The 16,055-nt window shown below is 52.3% G+C and carries 13 protein-coding genes; 7 read left to right on the top strand and 6 right to left on the bottom strand.

Going from position 1 to position 16,055, the window contains the following annotated elements; translation table 11 throughout:
• From B3F49_RS11480 to B3F49_RS11460, 5 genes are read right to left on the bottom strand one after another with little or no spacing between them, the layout of a single operon-like run.
• Complete coding sequence (locus B3F49_RS11480; protein WP_293911211.1) at positions 1–789, bottom strand: IclR family transcriptional regulator; 789 nt, start codon at positions 787–789, stop codon at positions 1–3.
• A gap of 4 nt (positions 790–793) precedes the next feature.
• Positions 794–2,197 (bottom strand): glucuronate isomerase, encoded by a 1,404-nt coding sequence (uxaC, locus tag B3F49_RS11475; RefSeq protein WP_293891154.1) that lies wholly within the window; start codon positions 2,195–2,197, stop codon positions 794–796.
• 24 nt (positions 2,198–2,221) lie between these two features.
• Complete coding sequence (locus tag B3F49_RS11470) at positions 2,222–3,748, bottom strand: UxaA family hydrolase (RefSeq protein WP_293911209.1); 1,527 nt, start codon at positions 3,746–3,748, stop codon at positions 2,222–2,224.
• A gap of 22 nt (positions 3,749–3,770) precedes the next feature.
• On the bottom strand, positions 3,771–5,255 hold the full coding sequence (locus tag B3F49_RS11465; RefSeq protein WP_293911206.1) for a tagaturonate reductase: 1,485 nt from the start codon (positions 5,253–5,255) through the stop codon (positions 3,771–3,773).
• A 28-nt stretch (positions 5,256–5,283) separates the two neighbouring features.
• Positions 5,284–6,255: a bile acid:sodium symporter family protein gene (locus tag B3F49_RS11460; protein ID WP_293911204.1), complete on the bottom strand. Its 972-nt coding sequence runs from the start codon at positions 6,253–6,255 to the stop codon at positions 5,284–5,286.
• Between the two features lie 189 nt (positions 6,256–6,444).
• Between B3F49_RS11460 and B3F49_RS11455 the strand changes: the two genes are divergently transcribed.
• The 3 genes from B3F49_RS11455 (at position 6,445) to B3F49_RS11445 (ending at position 10,579) form a co-directional block, all read left to right on the top strand.
• Positions 6,445–9,636: a helix-turn-helix domain-containing protein gene (locus tag B3F49_RS11455; protein ID WP_293911201.1), complete on the top strand. Its 3,192-nt coding sequence runs from the start codon at positions 6,445–6,447 to the stop codon at positions 9,634–9,636.
• 80 nt (positions 9,637–9,716) lie between these two features.
• The gene (locus B3F49_RS11450; protein ID WP_293890561.1) at positions 9,717–10,034 is read left to right on the top strand and encodes a PadR family transcriptional regulator; all 318 of its coding nucleotides are present in this window, start codon (positions 9,717–9,719) and stop codon (positions 10,032–10,034) included.
• Positions 10,031–10,579 (top strand): DUF2812 domain-containing protein, encoded by a 549-nt coding sequence (locus B3F49_RS11445; protein ID WP_293911198.1) that lies wholly within the window; start codon positions 10,031–10,033, stop codon positions 10,577–10,579. The genes B3F49_RS11450 and B3F49_RS11445 overlap by 4 nt, the downstream gene beginning before the upstream one ends.
• On the opposite strand, the gene B3F49_RS11440 is transcribed toward B3F49_RS11445, so the two are convergent.
• A complete protein-coding gene (locus B3F49_RS11440) occupies positions 10,539–10,793 on the bottom strand; it encodes a hypothetical protein (RefSeq protein ID WP_293911195.1) in 255 nt (84 codons plus the stop codon). The two genes, B3F49_RS11445 and B3F49_RS11440, sit on opposite strands and share 41 nt — an antisense overlap.
• Positions 10,794–11,096: 303 nt before the next feature.
• Between B3F49_RS11440 and B3F49_RS11435 the strand changes: the two genes are divergently transcribed.
• The 4 genes from B3F49_RS11435 to B3F49_RS11420 all read left to right on the top strand — a co-directional run bounded on the left by B3F49_RS11435 (position 11,097) and on the right by B3F49_RS11420 (position 15,738).
• The gene (locus tag B3F49_RS11435; RefSeq protein ID WP_298505491.1) at positions 11,097–11,990 is read left to right on the top strand and encodes an ABC transporter permease; all 894 of its coding nucleotides are present in this window, start codon (positions 11,097–11,099) and stop codon (positions 11,988–11,990) included.
• Positions 11,991–12,003: 13 nt separating this feature from the next.
• On the top strand, positions 12,004–12,918 hold the full coding sequence (locus B3F49_RS11430; protein ID WP_293890565.1) for a carbohydrate ABC transporter permease: 915 nt from the start codon (positions 12,004–12,006) through the stop codon (positions 12,916–12,918).
• A 60-nt stretch (positions 12,919–12,978) separates the two neighbouring features.
• On the top strand, positions 12,979–14,556 hold the full coding sequence (locus tag B3F49_RS11425; protein ID WP_293911191.1) for an extracellular solute-binding protein: 1,578 nt from the start codon (positions 12,979–12,981) through the stop codon (positions 14,554–14,556).
• A gap of 81 nt (positions 14,557–14,637) precedes the next feature.
• Positions 14,638–15,738, top strand: coding sequence for a glycoside hydrolase family 88/105 protein (locus B3F49_RS11420; RefSeq protein ID WP_293911189.1), 1,101 nt, complete (start codon positions 14,638–14,640; stop codon positions 15,736–15,738).
• Positions 15,739–16,055 lie beyond the last annotated feature (317 nt).

Here is a 16,055-nt window from a genome sequence, read left to right as displayed (position 1 = left end):
TCACTCCTCAGTCCAGCCAAGCAGCTTGGAAAGGCTTGTACAGGCTTTGAGTATCGAGGAGACAATCCGTTGTTTCTCCTCAAGATTGAACCTGAATAGCGGCCAGGAGACACTCATGGCTGCTATCGTTTTGCCGGTATAGTCCCTGATCGGAGCTCCTATACACAGCGTTCCCATCTCGTGCTCCTCGTTGTCCCACGCCCAACCCTGACTTCGGATCAGCGTAAGCTCCTGCTTGAGTGCTTGACTGTCACGAAGCGTATTGGGTGTGAAGGGCTTGAGACTCACCTTGTCAAGGTAGGAGGAGAGTTCACGCTCGTTCATATCACTGAGAAGAATCTTGCCGATGGCAGTACAGTACAACGGAATGGTCTTTCCCACCCGAGAGTACATGCGGATGGTGAACGACGATTCCTTCTTGAGGATGTATACCGCCTCGTCGTCCTCCAACACTCCCATATGTACCGTCTCGCCAAGCTCCTCGCACAATTGTTGTGCGACGGGGTTGGCGATTTGGATGAGATCGATGTGCTCAAGTCCGTGGGATCCCACACTGAACATCTTCAACGTAAGGCTGTAGAGGTCGCTGGGAGAGCGATAGACATACCCGAGGTTGACCAACGTAGAGAGGAACCGAAGCAGGGTGGCTTTTGGCAATTTCGTTTCCTTTGCCAGGCTTTCCAGGTTGATGGTTTGATGCCTGGCGAGTGTCTCAAGGATGACGATGGTGCGTATTACTCCGCTTGTTTGCATCTTTTCATTTCCTGAATCGGTTTCTTTCTTTGCCATCGGTTTACCCCTCAAAATAGGCTTTGGCATTGCCGAAGGAGATGTCCTGTACGACCTTGCCGAGCATCTCGAGGTCATAGGGAACCTCGCCCTCTTCAGCCCAGGTGCCGAAAATATTGCAGAGAATCCTTCTGAAATACTCGTGGCGGGAGTAGGAGAGGAAGGATCGGCTGTCGGTGAGCATGCCGATGAAACGGGGAAGGAGTCCCACATTACCCAGGATTTTCATCTGCTCTTCCATGCCGTCCTTGTGGTCTGCGAACCACCAGGCTGAACCAAGTTGCATTTTACCCGGGATTCCATCCTGATAGCAACCCATCAACGTGGCCAGGGAGTAATAGTCCTTGGGATTGAGGGTGTACAGGATGGTCTTGGGGACTTCGCCTGTGGCTGAGAGATTGTTCAAGAATGAAGAGAGGGATGCAGCCAGTTCCTTGTCATGAGAAGCGTCGTACCCTGTATCGGGTCCGAGTTTCTTGAACATCATGCTGTTGTTGTCACGGATTGCGGCAAAGTGCAGCTGCATTGCGATGTCCCGCTTTGCATAGGCTTTTGCCAAATGGGTGAGTACAAAGGTCTTATAGGCCTCCACTTCTTCACAGGAGAGTGTCGCCCCTGCCAGTTTCTTTGCAAAGATTGCGTTCACATCGCTCTCACTTTTAAAGATTGCGGGAGCGGTTATGAGCGCGTGGTCGGATGCTTTGCAGCCCATGCTTACAAAGAAATCGAGACGGTCGATGAGAGCCTCGACAACATCGCTCGCCCTCTCGATCTTCTTGCCGCAGGCCTTTGCAAGGCTGTCGATATAGGAGAGGAACGTATCCTTTTCGATTGCCAATGCCTTGTCGGGACGATATGAGGGAATAACCTTTGCAGGGAAGTCCTTCTGCTTGGCGATCTGAGCATGGAAAGCAAGGTCGTCGGCCGGATCATCGGTCGTCCCCACTGCATAGACTTTGAACTGTTTCATGATGCCTTTCACCGATAGGTTCTCGTTTTCCTTGAACTGTCGGTTGGCTTCCTCATAGATGGACTTTGCACTCTTGGTGTTCAGCACTTCATGAATGCCGAAGTAGCGCTGCAACTCCAAATGGGTCCAGTGGTAGAGCGGGTTGCCCAAAGCATGTTCCATGGTGGACGCCCATGCCATGAACTTGTCGAAGGGATCGGCATCCTTGCCGGTTACCAGTTCTTCGGGTATCCCGTTGGCCCGCATGGCTCTCCACTTGTAGTGGTCTCCGCCAAGCCAGGCATCGGTGATGGTGGTGAACCGCTTGTTGTTGGCGATTTCGCTCGGATTGAGGTGACAATGGTAGTCAAAGATCATTGCATCTTTGGCATACTCATGATAGAGGGTCTGAGCGGTTTTGGTCTGGAGTAAAAAATGCTCATCCATAAACTTTTTCATGATGTTTCTCCTTATTGTGTGTCCTTAGAGGATGACCCCATCCTTGAACAGTGAAATTTCGGCATACCCGTTTTCTTCATTCTTTGCCATCGCCTCTCCACTTGCAACCCTTTGGATGAGGGTGATGAAGTCGGCAAGGACTGTCTCTTCATCCTCCTGCAAGAGCCGTCCCGCATCGAAATCGATCCAATGCGCCTTCTTTTCGGCAAGTGCGCTGTTTGAAGAGATCTTGATCGTCGGCACCGGAGATCCGAGGGGCGTTCCACGGCCGGTGGTGAAGAGAATGATATGGGCGCCGGAAGCGGTAAGGGCCGTAGTGGAGACAATGTCGTTGCCCGGACCGTTGAGCAGGTTGAGCCCCCTCTTCTTGATACGATCCCCATATCCCAGGACATCGGTGATCATGGCCTGACCGCCTTTCTGGATGCAGCCAAGGCTTTTGTCCTCGAGAGTGGATATGCCGCCGGCCTTGTTGCCCGGAGATGGGTTTTCATACACAACCTGATCGTGTTTTACAAAGTACTGCTTGAAGTCGTTGATCAGGGCAACAATCTGGTTGTACACCTGCTCATCCACCGCACGGTTCATCAACAGCTGCTCCGCCCCGAACATCTCGGGAACCTCGGTCAGGATTCCCGTGCCGCCCATGGCAGTCAGAGCATCACAGAAACGACCGACCAGGGGATTTGCCGTGATGCCGCTCAGCCCGTCGCTGCCGCCGCACTTGAAGCCGACGATGAGGTTGTCCATGCCGACCTCCTCACGTTTGTCGTCTCTCATTGCCTCATACAGCTCGGTCAAGAGCCGCTTGCTCTCCTCAAGTTCATCACTGACTTCCTGGGTGGTGAGGAACTTCACCCGGTTCTCGTCAACCTTGCCCACCAAGGCACGGAAAGATTCCGGGGTATTGTTCTCGCAGCCGAGCGAGAGTACCAGGACACCGCCTGCATTGGGGTGATGAACAAGATCGGAAAGGATGGTGCGTGTCGCCTCATGGTCATCCCCGAGCTGGGAACACCCGTAGGGGTGCGACCAGACGTGGATCCCATCGTAAAAGGGTGCTTTTTCCAGATTTTGTTGAGCCCATGAAACCAGGTTTTCAGCAATCTTGTTGACACATCCGACAGTCGGGACGATCCAAAGTTCGTTGCGGATGCCGATGGTTCCGTTCGCTCTGCGATACGCCTTGATGGCGGGAATCTTGCCTTTCCATGCTGCTCTGCGCTGCTCCGCCTTTTGTGCAAACCGCTCTGAAAGCTCCTTGTCGTATCCATACTCGGCGTGGTCGCTGAGCGTGGTTTTGATATTGCTGGCATGCACATGCTCGCCACAGGCGATATCAGTGACGGCATACCCGATCGGAGCGCCGTACTTGATGACCTTCTCCCCCTTGACTATGGCCCTGAGGGCGAACTTATGGCCGGAGGGGATATCTGTCATAAGGGAGATCTTAAGGCCTGCAACATCGACCACATCCCCTTTTGCAAGGGGACGGATGGCAACTGCAACCGAGTCATCGGGATGGACCTTCAAAACGGAATAGGTCTGCATATCTGCTCCTCCTTCTGGTTCGTCAGAGAGCCGCAAGAGCTTCTTTCATACCGACTGTCCAGATAGCCTCGAGGTTTGCGGCCACCGCCTGCTCGAGTCCCTCGATCTTGGTCAGGTCCTGGGCCCACCAGGTGGTATTGGACAATACCGCCTTGGCAAGACGCTGTGCCTTTGCCTTCGGATCGTCTTTTGCTGCATAGAGGGATGCAAACGTTTCAAGAATCTCAGGGCTGTCCTGGATCAGGTAGGTCTCACCCGCCCTGCTTCCCTTGAGGGCTGAACCTTCATACTCGGTTCCTTCGTAGAAGCTGATCAGAGCGGAAAGGGCAAAGACCAGCCGCTTGGGCAGCTTGCCGACCTTTTCCTTGTATCCCAAGAGGGAAGGAAGGTTCCTGGTTTTGAACTTGGAGACTGAGTTCAGCGATATGGAGAGCAGCTGATGAGGATTGTAGGGATTCTCAAAGCGTTCCAATACATCGGCTGCATATGCCTCAAGCTCCTCTTTCGATCCATCCATCGAGGGTATGATTTCTTCGAAAATGCCTTGATACATGAATGGATAGAGAAGGGCCTTGTCGGCGATGCAATCCTGGACAGTTTCATGGCCGGCCTGATAGGCTGCCAGCACGCTCATGGTATGGGCCCCGTTGAGGATGCGGACCTTGCGGGTGCGGTAGAAGCTCATGTCGTTGGTCCACACCACATTCAGGCCTGCCTTGTTGAACGGCAATTCATCCTCGTGGAAGTTCTTGTGGCATTCGATGACCCACAGATGAAAAATCTCAGCCGAATCGAGCAGGTTGTCCTGATACCCCAGCTTTTTGCAGATTGCCTCGGCTTCGGCTCTCGGATACCCGGGAACAATGCGGTCGACCAGCGAGTTGCAGAAATCGCACGCTTCGTCGAGCCAGTTCATAAAGCCTGCCTCCAGATTCCATTCCTGTGCATACTGCTTGACGATGCGCTTCAGGTTGTCCCCGTTTTTGTCGATGAGTTCACAGGGGATGACGATCAAGCCTTTGTCCAAAGCTCCCTCGAAGGCTTGGTAGCGTTTGTAGAGAAAGGCGCATACCTTGGCGGGGAAGGAGACCTGCGGCTGGTCGGACAGCTTGTCACCGCTGTGGTAGCTGATGCCGGCCTCGGTGGTGTTGGAGACGATGAAGCGGAGATCCTCACTTGAGGCGAGCTTCATGTACTCTTGGTAATCATCGGCTTTGTACGGGTTCAGACAGCGGCTGACGCTGTTGATTGTGCGGTACTCTTCGACGGTCTTCTTGTTCTGAACACCCCTGAGAATGGTGGTGTACAAGCCCTTCTGTGCGTTGATCATATCGCTGAGGCCTCGATCCAGGGGCTGGACGAGGACTGCATTACCGTTGAAGTCGGTCTTCTCATTGAGGATGTCGATCATCCAATCAACAAACGCACGGAGGAAGTTGCCCTCTCCGAACTGTAGGACTTTTTCTTTTCTCTGTACACTCTGATGAACACTGGTAATTGACTGCATGGTCTATACTCCTTGTTGGTTTGTTATATTACGTGACTTTTTTTCTTCCATAGAGGAAATATGCCATTACGGCACAGGTGCTCTGTTGGAAAACGATGCCAAAAATTACCGGAAGTGCTGTTTCAGCCGGGAAGTAGGCGATTGCAAGGACCAGGGCAGCACTGATGTTGCGCATTGAAGAGGCAAAGGTAATGCTTTTGCTCTCTTCTACTCCAAGGCCGGCGATTCTCCCAAGGGTATGGGAGATGGGATATGCGGCCACAGCAAGAAATGCACATGTCAGGGCGATGGGCAGGTAGGCCCATGAAGCATTGGCCAAAAGCCGCTCGGAAACTTGGGCTGTATTGATTACAATGATGAGGAAAAGACCGATTTTGGAAAAAGGCTTGAGGCAGGGGGTGATATGGTCATTGACCGTGCCTTTGGTTGCATTGTTGATCAAAATTCCAGCTACCGAGGGAACGACCACCATAATCAGGAGAGAGACCATCATCCCGGCTGTGTCGATACGCACCGAAGTATTGGCAAGCAGACTCACCGTGTACGGGGTGAGGATGGGTGCAAGCAGGGTGGAGACAAGAATGAGGGTTAAGGAGAGGGCCCCGTTGCCTTTATAGATTCCACTCCAGATATAGCCGGTTATTGCAGTAGGTATGGACATGAGCAATATCAGGCCGGTTGCAATCTCTTGTTGGTTTCTGAATAGAGTGGAAGCGATGGCATAGGTGAGCAGTGGCATGACGAAGTTTGCACCGATGATGAATACAAGGATTGCTTTTGGTTTCTTTAGTACTGTAAAGAAGGCATTGGAATTGATCCCCAATCCTCCGATGAAGGTAATGAGTGCGAAGAGGATGGTGACCGATGGTTTCATCCACGCAACCCGTGAACCAAGCAGAAGACCCAGGATGACTCCACTGGGGGTGAGCAGCGGCATGATTCGGTCCAGTTGATAATTCAGGCGCTTCAGCGCTGCTTCGAGGGATAAAAATTGAAACATCGTTCCAAATAATACTCTTCTCCTCGCTGGGCTGTCAAGGCGAATTATCCTGTTGTTGATTATCTCGGGTTGGGAGCACACCATTGATGGACAAGCGGACTTTTCTGTACTACCGTTGGTTTTATCACAGGGAAACCTTTGATCAGATACTACCTATGGTAGTGGGACCAACCGAAAAGGAGCAGCGCGGTGAGTGATGCCCGATCAAGAAAAATTGCACTGGTGCTCGCCTCGATCCATACCGGCGCTTCAAACGAGCTCTGGTCGGAAATAGCCCATCTTGCCCGCCTTTCCCATACATCCTTGTTCGTATTTCCCGGAGGAAGGCTTGAATGTGAGGAGAATCAAGAGTACTTGCGTAATGCAATCTACTCTTTGGTGAACTCCGATACGGTCGAGGGGGTTCTCGTCTGGGCTTCAGCGCTTGCCGGATCTGTCCGGGTTGAGGATGTCCAGGACTTTTTGGAAACGCTCGGCCCCCTTCCCAGTGTCTCCATCGGCTTGAAACGGGAAGGGTATCCTACTGTCTCCTTTGATGCCTATGCAGGGGTGCAGAGTATAATCCTGCACTGCATAACCAAGCACAAGAGCCGGAGAATCGCATTCATCAGGGGACCGGAGAACCACTACTCGGCACAGGATCGCTATCGTGCCTATTGCGATACCCTTGATCAGACGGGATTGGTCTTGGACCCGCGTCTGGTTTCCGATCCACATCCATGGACCGAGGGGGCGGCAGCCTTGTCCCAACTGGTCGAGCAGCGGGGTCTCAAACCCGGCAAGGATTTCGATACCCTTGCCTGTTCAAGCGATTTGATGATGTTCGCTGCCGGAAAACAGCTGGAAGCATTGGGCTACTCGATTCCCGGCGATGTCCGCATTGTCGGTTACAATGACAGCAGTGAAAGCCATTTGCTTCGTGTTCCCTGTACGACGGCCCGCATGCCGGTCACCGAACTGGCGCATATGTCCTTCAACCTGCTGTCAGACCTGCTTGAGGATGGGTCCGGGCCAAGCTTTGACATTCTTCTGCCTTCGCACCCCGTTATCCGCCAATCATGCGGATGCACCTATTCGTTGGGAAGTCCCGAGCAGGCAAGGCAGAGTGTGGGAACACCTTCATTGTTTTTTGCCTGGTTGATGCAGAGCTTCAGGGTCCCGGAATCTGAAAGCAGGAACATTCAGAGGCTTTTGGATGAGGCCGACTCTGAGGGTGAGCAAGCCTATCTTGGCCTTGTCCAGGAGCTTGTCCATCGATTTCTCTATCGGGGAGGAGACCCGAACCTTCTCTCGGAGGCTCTTCATTGGTATTGCACCTTCTTCGCCTCAAGCTCATTCAAGGAGCAGAGAGCCTGTGCGCTGCGTGATCTCTTTTTGCGCCAGCGGGACTTGGTTGCGCACCAGCATGCCTACGCCTTGTCGATGCAAGCCAAGCACCTCGATGCGCTGAAGTGCGACCTTCTGGGTGTACGGAACATCACCTCGATACCAGCCCTCCTGGCAACACACTTGGGCACCCTTGGGTTGGAAGCCGGGTATCTGGTGCTCTATGAGGACGATGAGAAGAGCACTTATATCGGTGGATATGACAATGACATGCTCTTGGAGGAGAAGCAGACATTCGCCAAGCATCTTCTGCTGCCTCAGGCAATCCAGGAAAAACTTGTTGAAGGTGTATATGTAGTTGAGCCCCTGTTCATGGACAACCAACCACTGGGATATCTGGTCATCAGAACCACCCTGTTCAGCGGGAGCGTCATGGAAGAGCTGAGAACCGCATTGAGTTCGGCCATCAAGGGGACGTTCCTGCTCGATGCCGCCAATAAGGCGCGGGAGGAAGCCGAACGAGCCCAGCGGGCCCGTACCGAGTTCTTTGCAAATATCAGTGAGGGGTTGCGCAATCCTCTTGAGTCGATACTCCTGTTGGTTCAGGACAAGGATGAAGCGTTGAGGGACCAGGTTGAAGAACAGCTTCGTACAGCTTCCCACCTGTTGGACCTCACCCTTTCCTATACCGGAGCCTTTGAGTTGGAGCGAACCATTTTCAACCCCTCCGATTTGCTTTTTTCCTTGAAAATCTCCCACTCCTTCACCTATGAAGGGGAGCCTGACCTCCCCGTGCTGCAAGGTGATAGGGCAAAGCTCCTCCAAGCCTTTGAGATTGTGTTGCAGTACATCCAGAAGCAAGGCGGTCGGGTCACCATCAAGACCGAGCTGCAAAATCCCGGGCTGCAATTCTCTTTCATCAGCTCACAGGTTGCATGGAAAGCCTCAATGGGAAATCAGGATCCATCCCTCTCCCTCGCCCAACGAATTATTGTGATGAGTGGTGGATTGGTATCGATGAAAGACAATCAGATCATCTTCCGCTTGGGCTGGCCGAGCCTCGAAGGAGAAAGCCTTGCCCGGCCTTCTTCCACGCTGACCTATATAGGCGGTGAGCAGGAGAACGAGGTTCCCCCTCTTTTCTCCGCCTTCGACCACGTACGATTGCTCTCCTCCTCGTCGTTGAACAAGCAGAATCTTGCTCAGCTTGAAGGCAGTCTCCTTGGCTGGGACGGGCGGCGAAGCTCTGCAGAATTGCAGCTTGCCTTGTACCTGCTGGCACATCATCCCCTCCTCAGCAAGGCGCCGATGGTGTGCTACCATGCCCCACCGGGGTATGAGAGTCTTGCATCCTCGCTTGTTTCGAGCAAGAGCGGCAACCAAGAGGACGGGGTGTTGGTCCTCATGGGATCGCTTGGACATTCGCTTGCCGGGGAGCTGGGCATGATGGACAATGTAGTCTTGTGCGCAAGGCAGGAGATCGAAGAGGTATATGCGAACAACAAGGTGCGCCTGCTTATCAGTGATATATTCGATCCTGCACTGTATGAGCGGCTTCGAAGAATTTCTCCCTCCCCGATAGTCATTCTCAGGGAGCATTGGACGCATGAAGAGGCCGAACAGCTGAGCCTCATCCCCCGCCTGATCATCGCTCATCGCTTCGTGATGGAGAGCAGCGAATTCCTAGCCCGTATTGTCACCCTGCTTACCCACCAAGAAGTATTGCCGCCGTTGACCGGTGCCTTGGTCAAGCGTGCCATCGTATATCTTGGGGAGCATGCAACAACCCCGATTTCCCGCTGGCAGCTGGCCGAGGCGGTCAATGTCAGCGAGGACTACCTTACCCGCATCTTCCGCAAGGAGATCGGCCTCTCTCCGTGGGACTATCTCAACCGCCAGCGAATTCATCTTGCGACCAACCTGCTCAAGCAGAGCACCCTTACGATCAACGAGGTGGCCAGCCAGACGGGCTTCCAGGACCAGGCATATTTTTGCAGGGTGTTCAGGAAAATAAAGGGTATGGCTCCCACCAAAGTACGTTCTTCAACTCCTTGATCATCGGTCTTGACGAATGCTTCAAGTTTCTCTTAATATATCGCAGTGCGATGCATAGTGCTTCGATATAAGGTGGTTGTATGGATGCTCATATTCGAAAAGTCTACGTCCCGATGACCGAGACTGGTTTCTACATCCTTTTGTGCCTGCAGCAGGAGATGCACGGCTACAGCATTGTACAAAAGGTGAGGGACCTTACGGATGGCGAGATCCTGATCAGTCCGGGGACCCTGTACGGCAGTCTTTCCAAAATGGAGAAGGATGGCTTGATCCGTTTCATCCGGGAAGAGGAGAAACGGAAAATTTATGAAATTACCAGCCTCGGTATTGAGGTGCTGCAGAAAGAGAAGGAGCGGATTGCTCGGTTGTATAGGACCATGCAGGAGGAACAGGAATGAAAAAGCAGAAACGGGAGTTCAAGATTTTTACCATTGCCGAATATGAGCAGGAGCAGGAGTACCTGCGTTCCCAACATCAGAAAGGGTGGAAACTGGTTCACTTGACATTTCCCGGCATCTACCTCTTCGAGGCTTGTGAAAAAGAGGATGTGGTCTACCAGCTCGACTATCACCAACAGGGATTGGGCTCTCAGGAGACCTATGTGAATATGTTCAAGGATTGCGGGTGGGAGTACCTGTTTGACTTTTTGGGGTACAGTTATTTTAGAAAGAGTGCAGCGAGCATGCAGGGCAAGGAAGAGATTTTCTGCGATGAGGCTTCACGACTTGCTTTCATCGGCCGTGTCTTCAAGGGACGCATGGTCCCCCTGTTGATTCTCTTCTTCTTGGTGATCATCCCCCAGACCATCCTGCAGATCAGCAATCCGGGCTCGGATCCCCATCGCGCGTTGCTCTATTTTTACCTGATCATGGTTGCATTCTATGCATACGTTTTCATCAGGTTTACACTGCAGTACCGCACGCTGAGGAACCGAGCCGATTGAATGCCTGGCGGAGTCTGAGGGACGTTCCGGCAGTGAAGGCAAGCGATGAGAAATTGGTAAAGCCATTGTTGATGACGAGTTCCAATCCGGCATAGGTGATGAACAGACGATGAATCATGTAGTTGAATCTGCCTCCCAGGTTGAGTTGGAACTTTCTCGTTGTCTGGGTGGTGTCGAAATCCATCAACAGCAATCCATCCACATACCAGGGCACACTTGGAATGAGATAGCGGACCTGTCCCTCTAGATCCGCTATGAAAAGAATTCAAGCATCTTGTCCGATGCTCCGAATGCATCGGCTAAATGCTGGTAGTAGGCGACATGGTTTTCCGTATAGTAGTCGAGGGGCTTCTTTGCATGCTGAGGACAGGGATTCTTGGAGGGATTCATCGACGAATACGGGTAAAAAAGTCGGAAAAGTCCAAGAGCCGCTCTGCATAATCCCTTTTCTTCTGCCCTATGCTTAGGCTGTGAGGTTTACAAGTATATGGCAGAAAGAAGTAGACATACCCAATTAATGCGGGATATCAAGCGGCATAGGTCGGTCTATGTCCTTCTTGCAATACCCTTGGTGTATTACATCATTTTCAAGTATGTTCCGATTTTCAACGGGCAGATCGCCTTCAAGGATTACATGGCACTCGACGGAGTGCTTGGGAGCCGATGGATAGGGCTTGAGCATTTTAAGACCTTCGTCCACTCCTATTACTTCGTGGAGCTGCTGCGCAATACCTTGATGTATAGTTTCGGAAAATTGATATTCAGCCTGCCGCTTGCAATCATCCTGGCAATCGCCATCTATGAGAGCAACCACCCCAGGTTGAGCAAGGTTGTGCAGACCTTGGCCTATCTTCCACACTTCCTTTCCTGGGTCATCATGTATGGTATTCTTTTGGCCCTTCTGGCTCCCGGTGATGGAATCTTGAACGACATCATCAAGCTCTTCGGTGGCAAACCCATCGATTTTTTAACCAATACCAAGTCCTTCCCGTGGATAGTCATTCTCAGTGATGCCTGGAAGGAGATGGGCTGGAGCGCCATCATCTTCATTGCCGCCCTGATGGGCATCGACCCATCCCTGTTCGAGGCCGCCCTGGTTGAGGGTGCAAACTCCTGGCAACGGGTTCGCTACATCACCCTTCCTTCCATCCGACCGGTCATCGTCATCGTCGTCCTGCTCAGATTGGGAACCATCCTGGATGCAGGCTTCAACCAAATCTTCATGCTCTATTCGACACCGGTTCTCTCGGTTGCCGACATCATCGATACCTGGGTGTACCGCCAAGGCCTGCTGGAATTCCAGTTTGGACTCGCAACAGCCGTCGGTTTGTTCAAGGGGGTCATCGGCATGTTCCTGATCCTCGGTTCCAACCGGTTGGTCAAACGTTTCGGCGGAAACTCTCTCTACTAGGAGGAAGATGATGATGGCACACAAGAAACAAACCAATCGATTCACCTCGGTGACAGTGAAACCCACTGCAGCCGACCATAGTTTCAACTTCGTCGTTGATGTATTTCTCGTGCTTCTCTTGATTATCATCGCCATTCCCCTTTGGAGTACGATCACCCTCTCCTTCAGGCCCAACGACTATATCGGCAATAACTTGGAAGGAATGTTCCTCGCCCCTTGGAATTGGTCGACGGCAGCCTACAAGGCACTGCTGGGCAACGCCGGTTTCATTCTGGCATTCGGCAACAGCATCAAGATTCTCATCGGCGGTGTGGCAACAGCCCTGCTCTTGACCATTCCCCTGGCCTATGTGCTCTCCATCCCCAGCCTGCCCGGCAGACGGTATTTGAACCTGTTGGTCATTATTCCCTATGTATTCAATGTTGGTATGATTCCTTCCTACCTCTTGGTTACCAATCTCGGCCTGATTGACAAGCTTGCCGCAGTCTTTTTGCCGGGAGCCATCAGCACGTACAACTGCCTGATCATGCGCTCTTTCTTCGAAGGCATTCCCAATGAGTTGAAAGAGTCGGCACAGATTGATGGAGCTTCAGAAATTCAGGTATTGCTTAAGATCATCCTGCCTTTGAGCAAGGCAATCATTATGACCATCGGACTGTTCTACGGGGTATCGTTCTGGAATGACTTCTTCCATGCAATGCTCTACCTGAACAGCAACAAGCTGCAGCCGCTTCCGATTCTGCTGCGCAACATCCTGATGGCCAGTGGTATGAATGAATACGTAGAGGTGAATGCTTTCGGTGAGGCCCCGATTGCCGCCATCAAGGCCGCTTCGGTCTTTATGAGCGCCATTCCGATGGTCATCGCCTATCCATTCATCCAAAAGTATTTTACCAAGGGAACCTTGCTGGGAAGCGTAAAAGGCTGAGCCTGCTTCCTGGTTTGATTCGAGTAACGTTGGTTTGGTATTCCATAAGGAGGATTTGCTATGAAGAAACAGTGTATCGTATGCATCGCACTTATCGCGTTGCTATCTCTCGTCTCTCTCCCGCTTTTCAGTCAGGGTACTGCCGAAGCCGCAAAACCCGCTGGTCCGGTGACCATCGAGTTGTGGTATGGCGCCGCCATCACCGAAGCTGGACCACCTCCGGCTGATTGGGTTGGCTTTCAGATCATTAAGGATAAGTTGAACATCGATCTCAAGCTGACGGCTCTCCCTTCCAATGAGAGCGATCAGGACGTCAAGGTGCAGGCTGCAGCCGCCGCCAACAACCTTCCCGACCTGTTCATGGTCCGTCGCGATGTGCTTGCCCGCTTGGTCCCGCAGGGCTTGATTGCATCGGTTGATGACATGTATGCAAAGATGCCGATCCGTACCAAGACCCACTACGATGAAGTCAGCCGCAACCATGCCCGTTTCAACGGCAAGTCCTATGGTCTGGCCGATCCGGGTTCGATCATCAAGAACGAAGGCCTTTTGATCCGCAAGGACTGGCTTGACAAGCTTGGTCTTGCTGTTCCCACCACCACCGATGAACTGCTTGAAGTCATGCGCGCCTTCACCTTCAAGGATCCGGATGGAAATGGAAAGAACGACACCTACGGCTATGGGGCTTTCCAGGAAATCAACAACTATGAAGCTTGGCCCGGGCGCCGTCTTGAGCCGATCTTTGGAGCTTTCGGCGTGGATGGTACGTGGGACATGACTGTCTCTTCAGCCGGTCTGAACCTTTTCAAGCCCGAATTCTATGACGCCATGAGCTATCTGAAGCAGATGGTTGATGAAGGCATCATCGATCCCAACTGGCTTGCGTACAAGAAGGACGACTTCCGTGCGGCTTGGAAGCAGGGACGTTTCGGCATCATGCGCGAGCAGAATGCCGCTTTCGCAGCCCAGGCAAACTATGCTCCGTTTGACAAGAACTTCCCCAACGGTGAGTGGATTGTCATCGATGCTCCGAAGGGACCGAAGGGACACGCTTCCATCGGACCTTACACCGCCAACTTCCGCATCTATGCCATCAGTGCAAAGGCTGAGAAGGAAGGCAAGAAAGACAAGATTGCCGAGCTTTTGGAGTGGATGGCTTCCGATGAGGGCTACTATCTGCTCGGCTGGGGTGTCGAGGGCGTAAACTACACCAAGGATGCCAATGGCATTCCTGTGGCAGCCAACCTTCCTGATCCCAATCTTGCTTTCAGCGCTCCCGGCGGCCAGACGGTCACCCAGCTGCGCAACATGGTGTTCTACAACGGCGATATCGAGCTCTATGCCCGCTACCCGAAGTATATCACCGAGACCAGCAAGAAAGAGATGTCCGCTCTTGAAGTACTGCGCATAATGCAGACCAAGAAATGGACTCCTGCAATTGGTTCGGATACTCTTCCTATTCCCAATGCAGACCTCAAGCGCTTCTACGAGCAGGGCTTGAGCGAGTTCATCACCGGCAAGCGAGCCTTGACCAAAGACAACTGGAACAAGTGGCTTGACGAGTTCAAGAAGCTTGGCGGACAGGATTGGAATGACAAGGGCGTTGCCTTTGCCAAGGAAAACAACCTGCTCTACTAAGCGTGCTGAGTACATTGGTTCCGACCGCCTCCTTGTTGGAGGTGGCGGTCGGTTTGACCCCTCGAAAATAGGAATATACGCATGATGGACTGGGGTGAACACCTCTCGCTGGCAATGGCTCAAAGTGTGATAGCACGGTACAAGCCTATACATATGCGCTGGCATTATGAACACGGCTTGGTGATACACAGCTGCCTGCTGGTGGGAAAAGCATACGGCAGGAAAGAGTTCTTTGATTGGGCATACTCGATGTATGATCCACTCATAGCCGATGATGGCCGGATTGCAGCCTATAGACTGGGTGAATACAATCTTGACCAGATCAATGCAGGCAGGAATCTGTTTGCCCTGTATGAACAAACCAAGGAAAACCGATTTCTGCTCGCTGCAAAACTGCTCAAGCAGCAGTTGGCGTCGCAGCCCAGGACATTGAGTGGTGTATTCTGGCATAAGGAAATCTATCCTTGGCAGATTTGGCTGGACGGTGTCTATATGCAGGGACCTTTCAACGCCCAGTACTGCAAGGTCAGCGGTGACAGCACCGGATTCGACGATATCGTCGATCAGGTGATCAAGGTATACCAGACACTGCGGGATGAAAAGACCGGATTGCTGTACCATGCCTATGATGAGTCACGCGGCCAACGATGGTCGGACCTTGAAACCGGTCTCTCCCCCCACTTCTGGGGAAGGGCGATCGGTTGGTACTGCATGGCCATCCTGGATATTCTGGATTTCCTTCCTTCCTCGCATCCGAAGCGGGGTGAAATGGCCAAGATTCTGCTATCCGTACTGGACGCACTGCTGAAGTTCCAGGATGAGAGCGGAATGTGGTATCAGGTGGTGGATAAGGCAGGCCGGGACGGCAATTATCTGGAGACATCCTGCACCAGCATGTTCGCCTACAGCCTGCTTAAGTCTCTCCGGACCGGGCTGTGTTCCAATGACCTGTACCGCACCCGGGCTGTGAAGGCCCTTGAAGGGATAAAGTCTACGTACCTAAGAAAGGACGAGAGCGGGCAGCTGCACCTCGGGGGCATCTGCAGTGTGGCAGGCTTGGGAGGCAATCCCTATCGGGACGGCTCGTTCCACTATTATATCTGCGAGCCGGTGGTGGAGGATGATTTCAAGGGTGTGGGTCCATTCATTTTGGCCTGCCTCGAAGAAGAGCAGGGTCGATAAGACACATCGCCAAAGCTCCCGGTCGGGAGCTTTTTTGTCACAAATTGTTGCGATTTCTTTGTGTTTGTAGTGTTGAAAACGAAATGCAGGCATCGATTGCGCCCTTTATTCGGTATTTCGGCATAAGTGTTTTTTTCATAATGGTTTGTGTATTTTTAAACTTAATAGGTTGCCGCATTTCTTTGTTTGACAAGGCTACAGGGTGATTGTAGAATGATGCTACATAGACTCTTTGTGATTATACACAAAATAGGAGAGAACGGAATGAAGAAACTGACTGTTGTGCTTTGTATCTTCCTGTTGCTCGGAACCGTGGC

The sequence above is a fragment of the Sphaerochaeta sp. UBA5836 genome, from assembly GCF_002432845.1.
Taxonomy (GTDB): Bacteria; Spirochaetota; Spirochaetia; order Sphaerochaetales; family Sphaerochaetaceae; genus Sphaerochaeta.
Note: the sequence above shows the minus strand (reverse complement) of the source record. Positions and strands in the feature narration are given on the sequence as shown.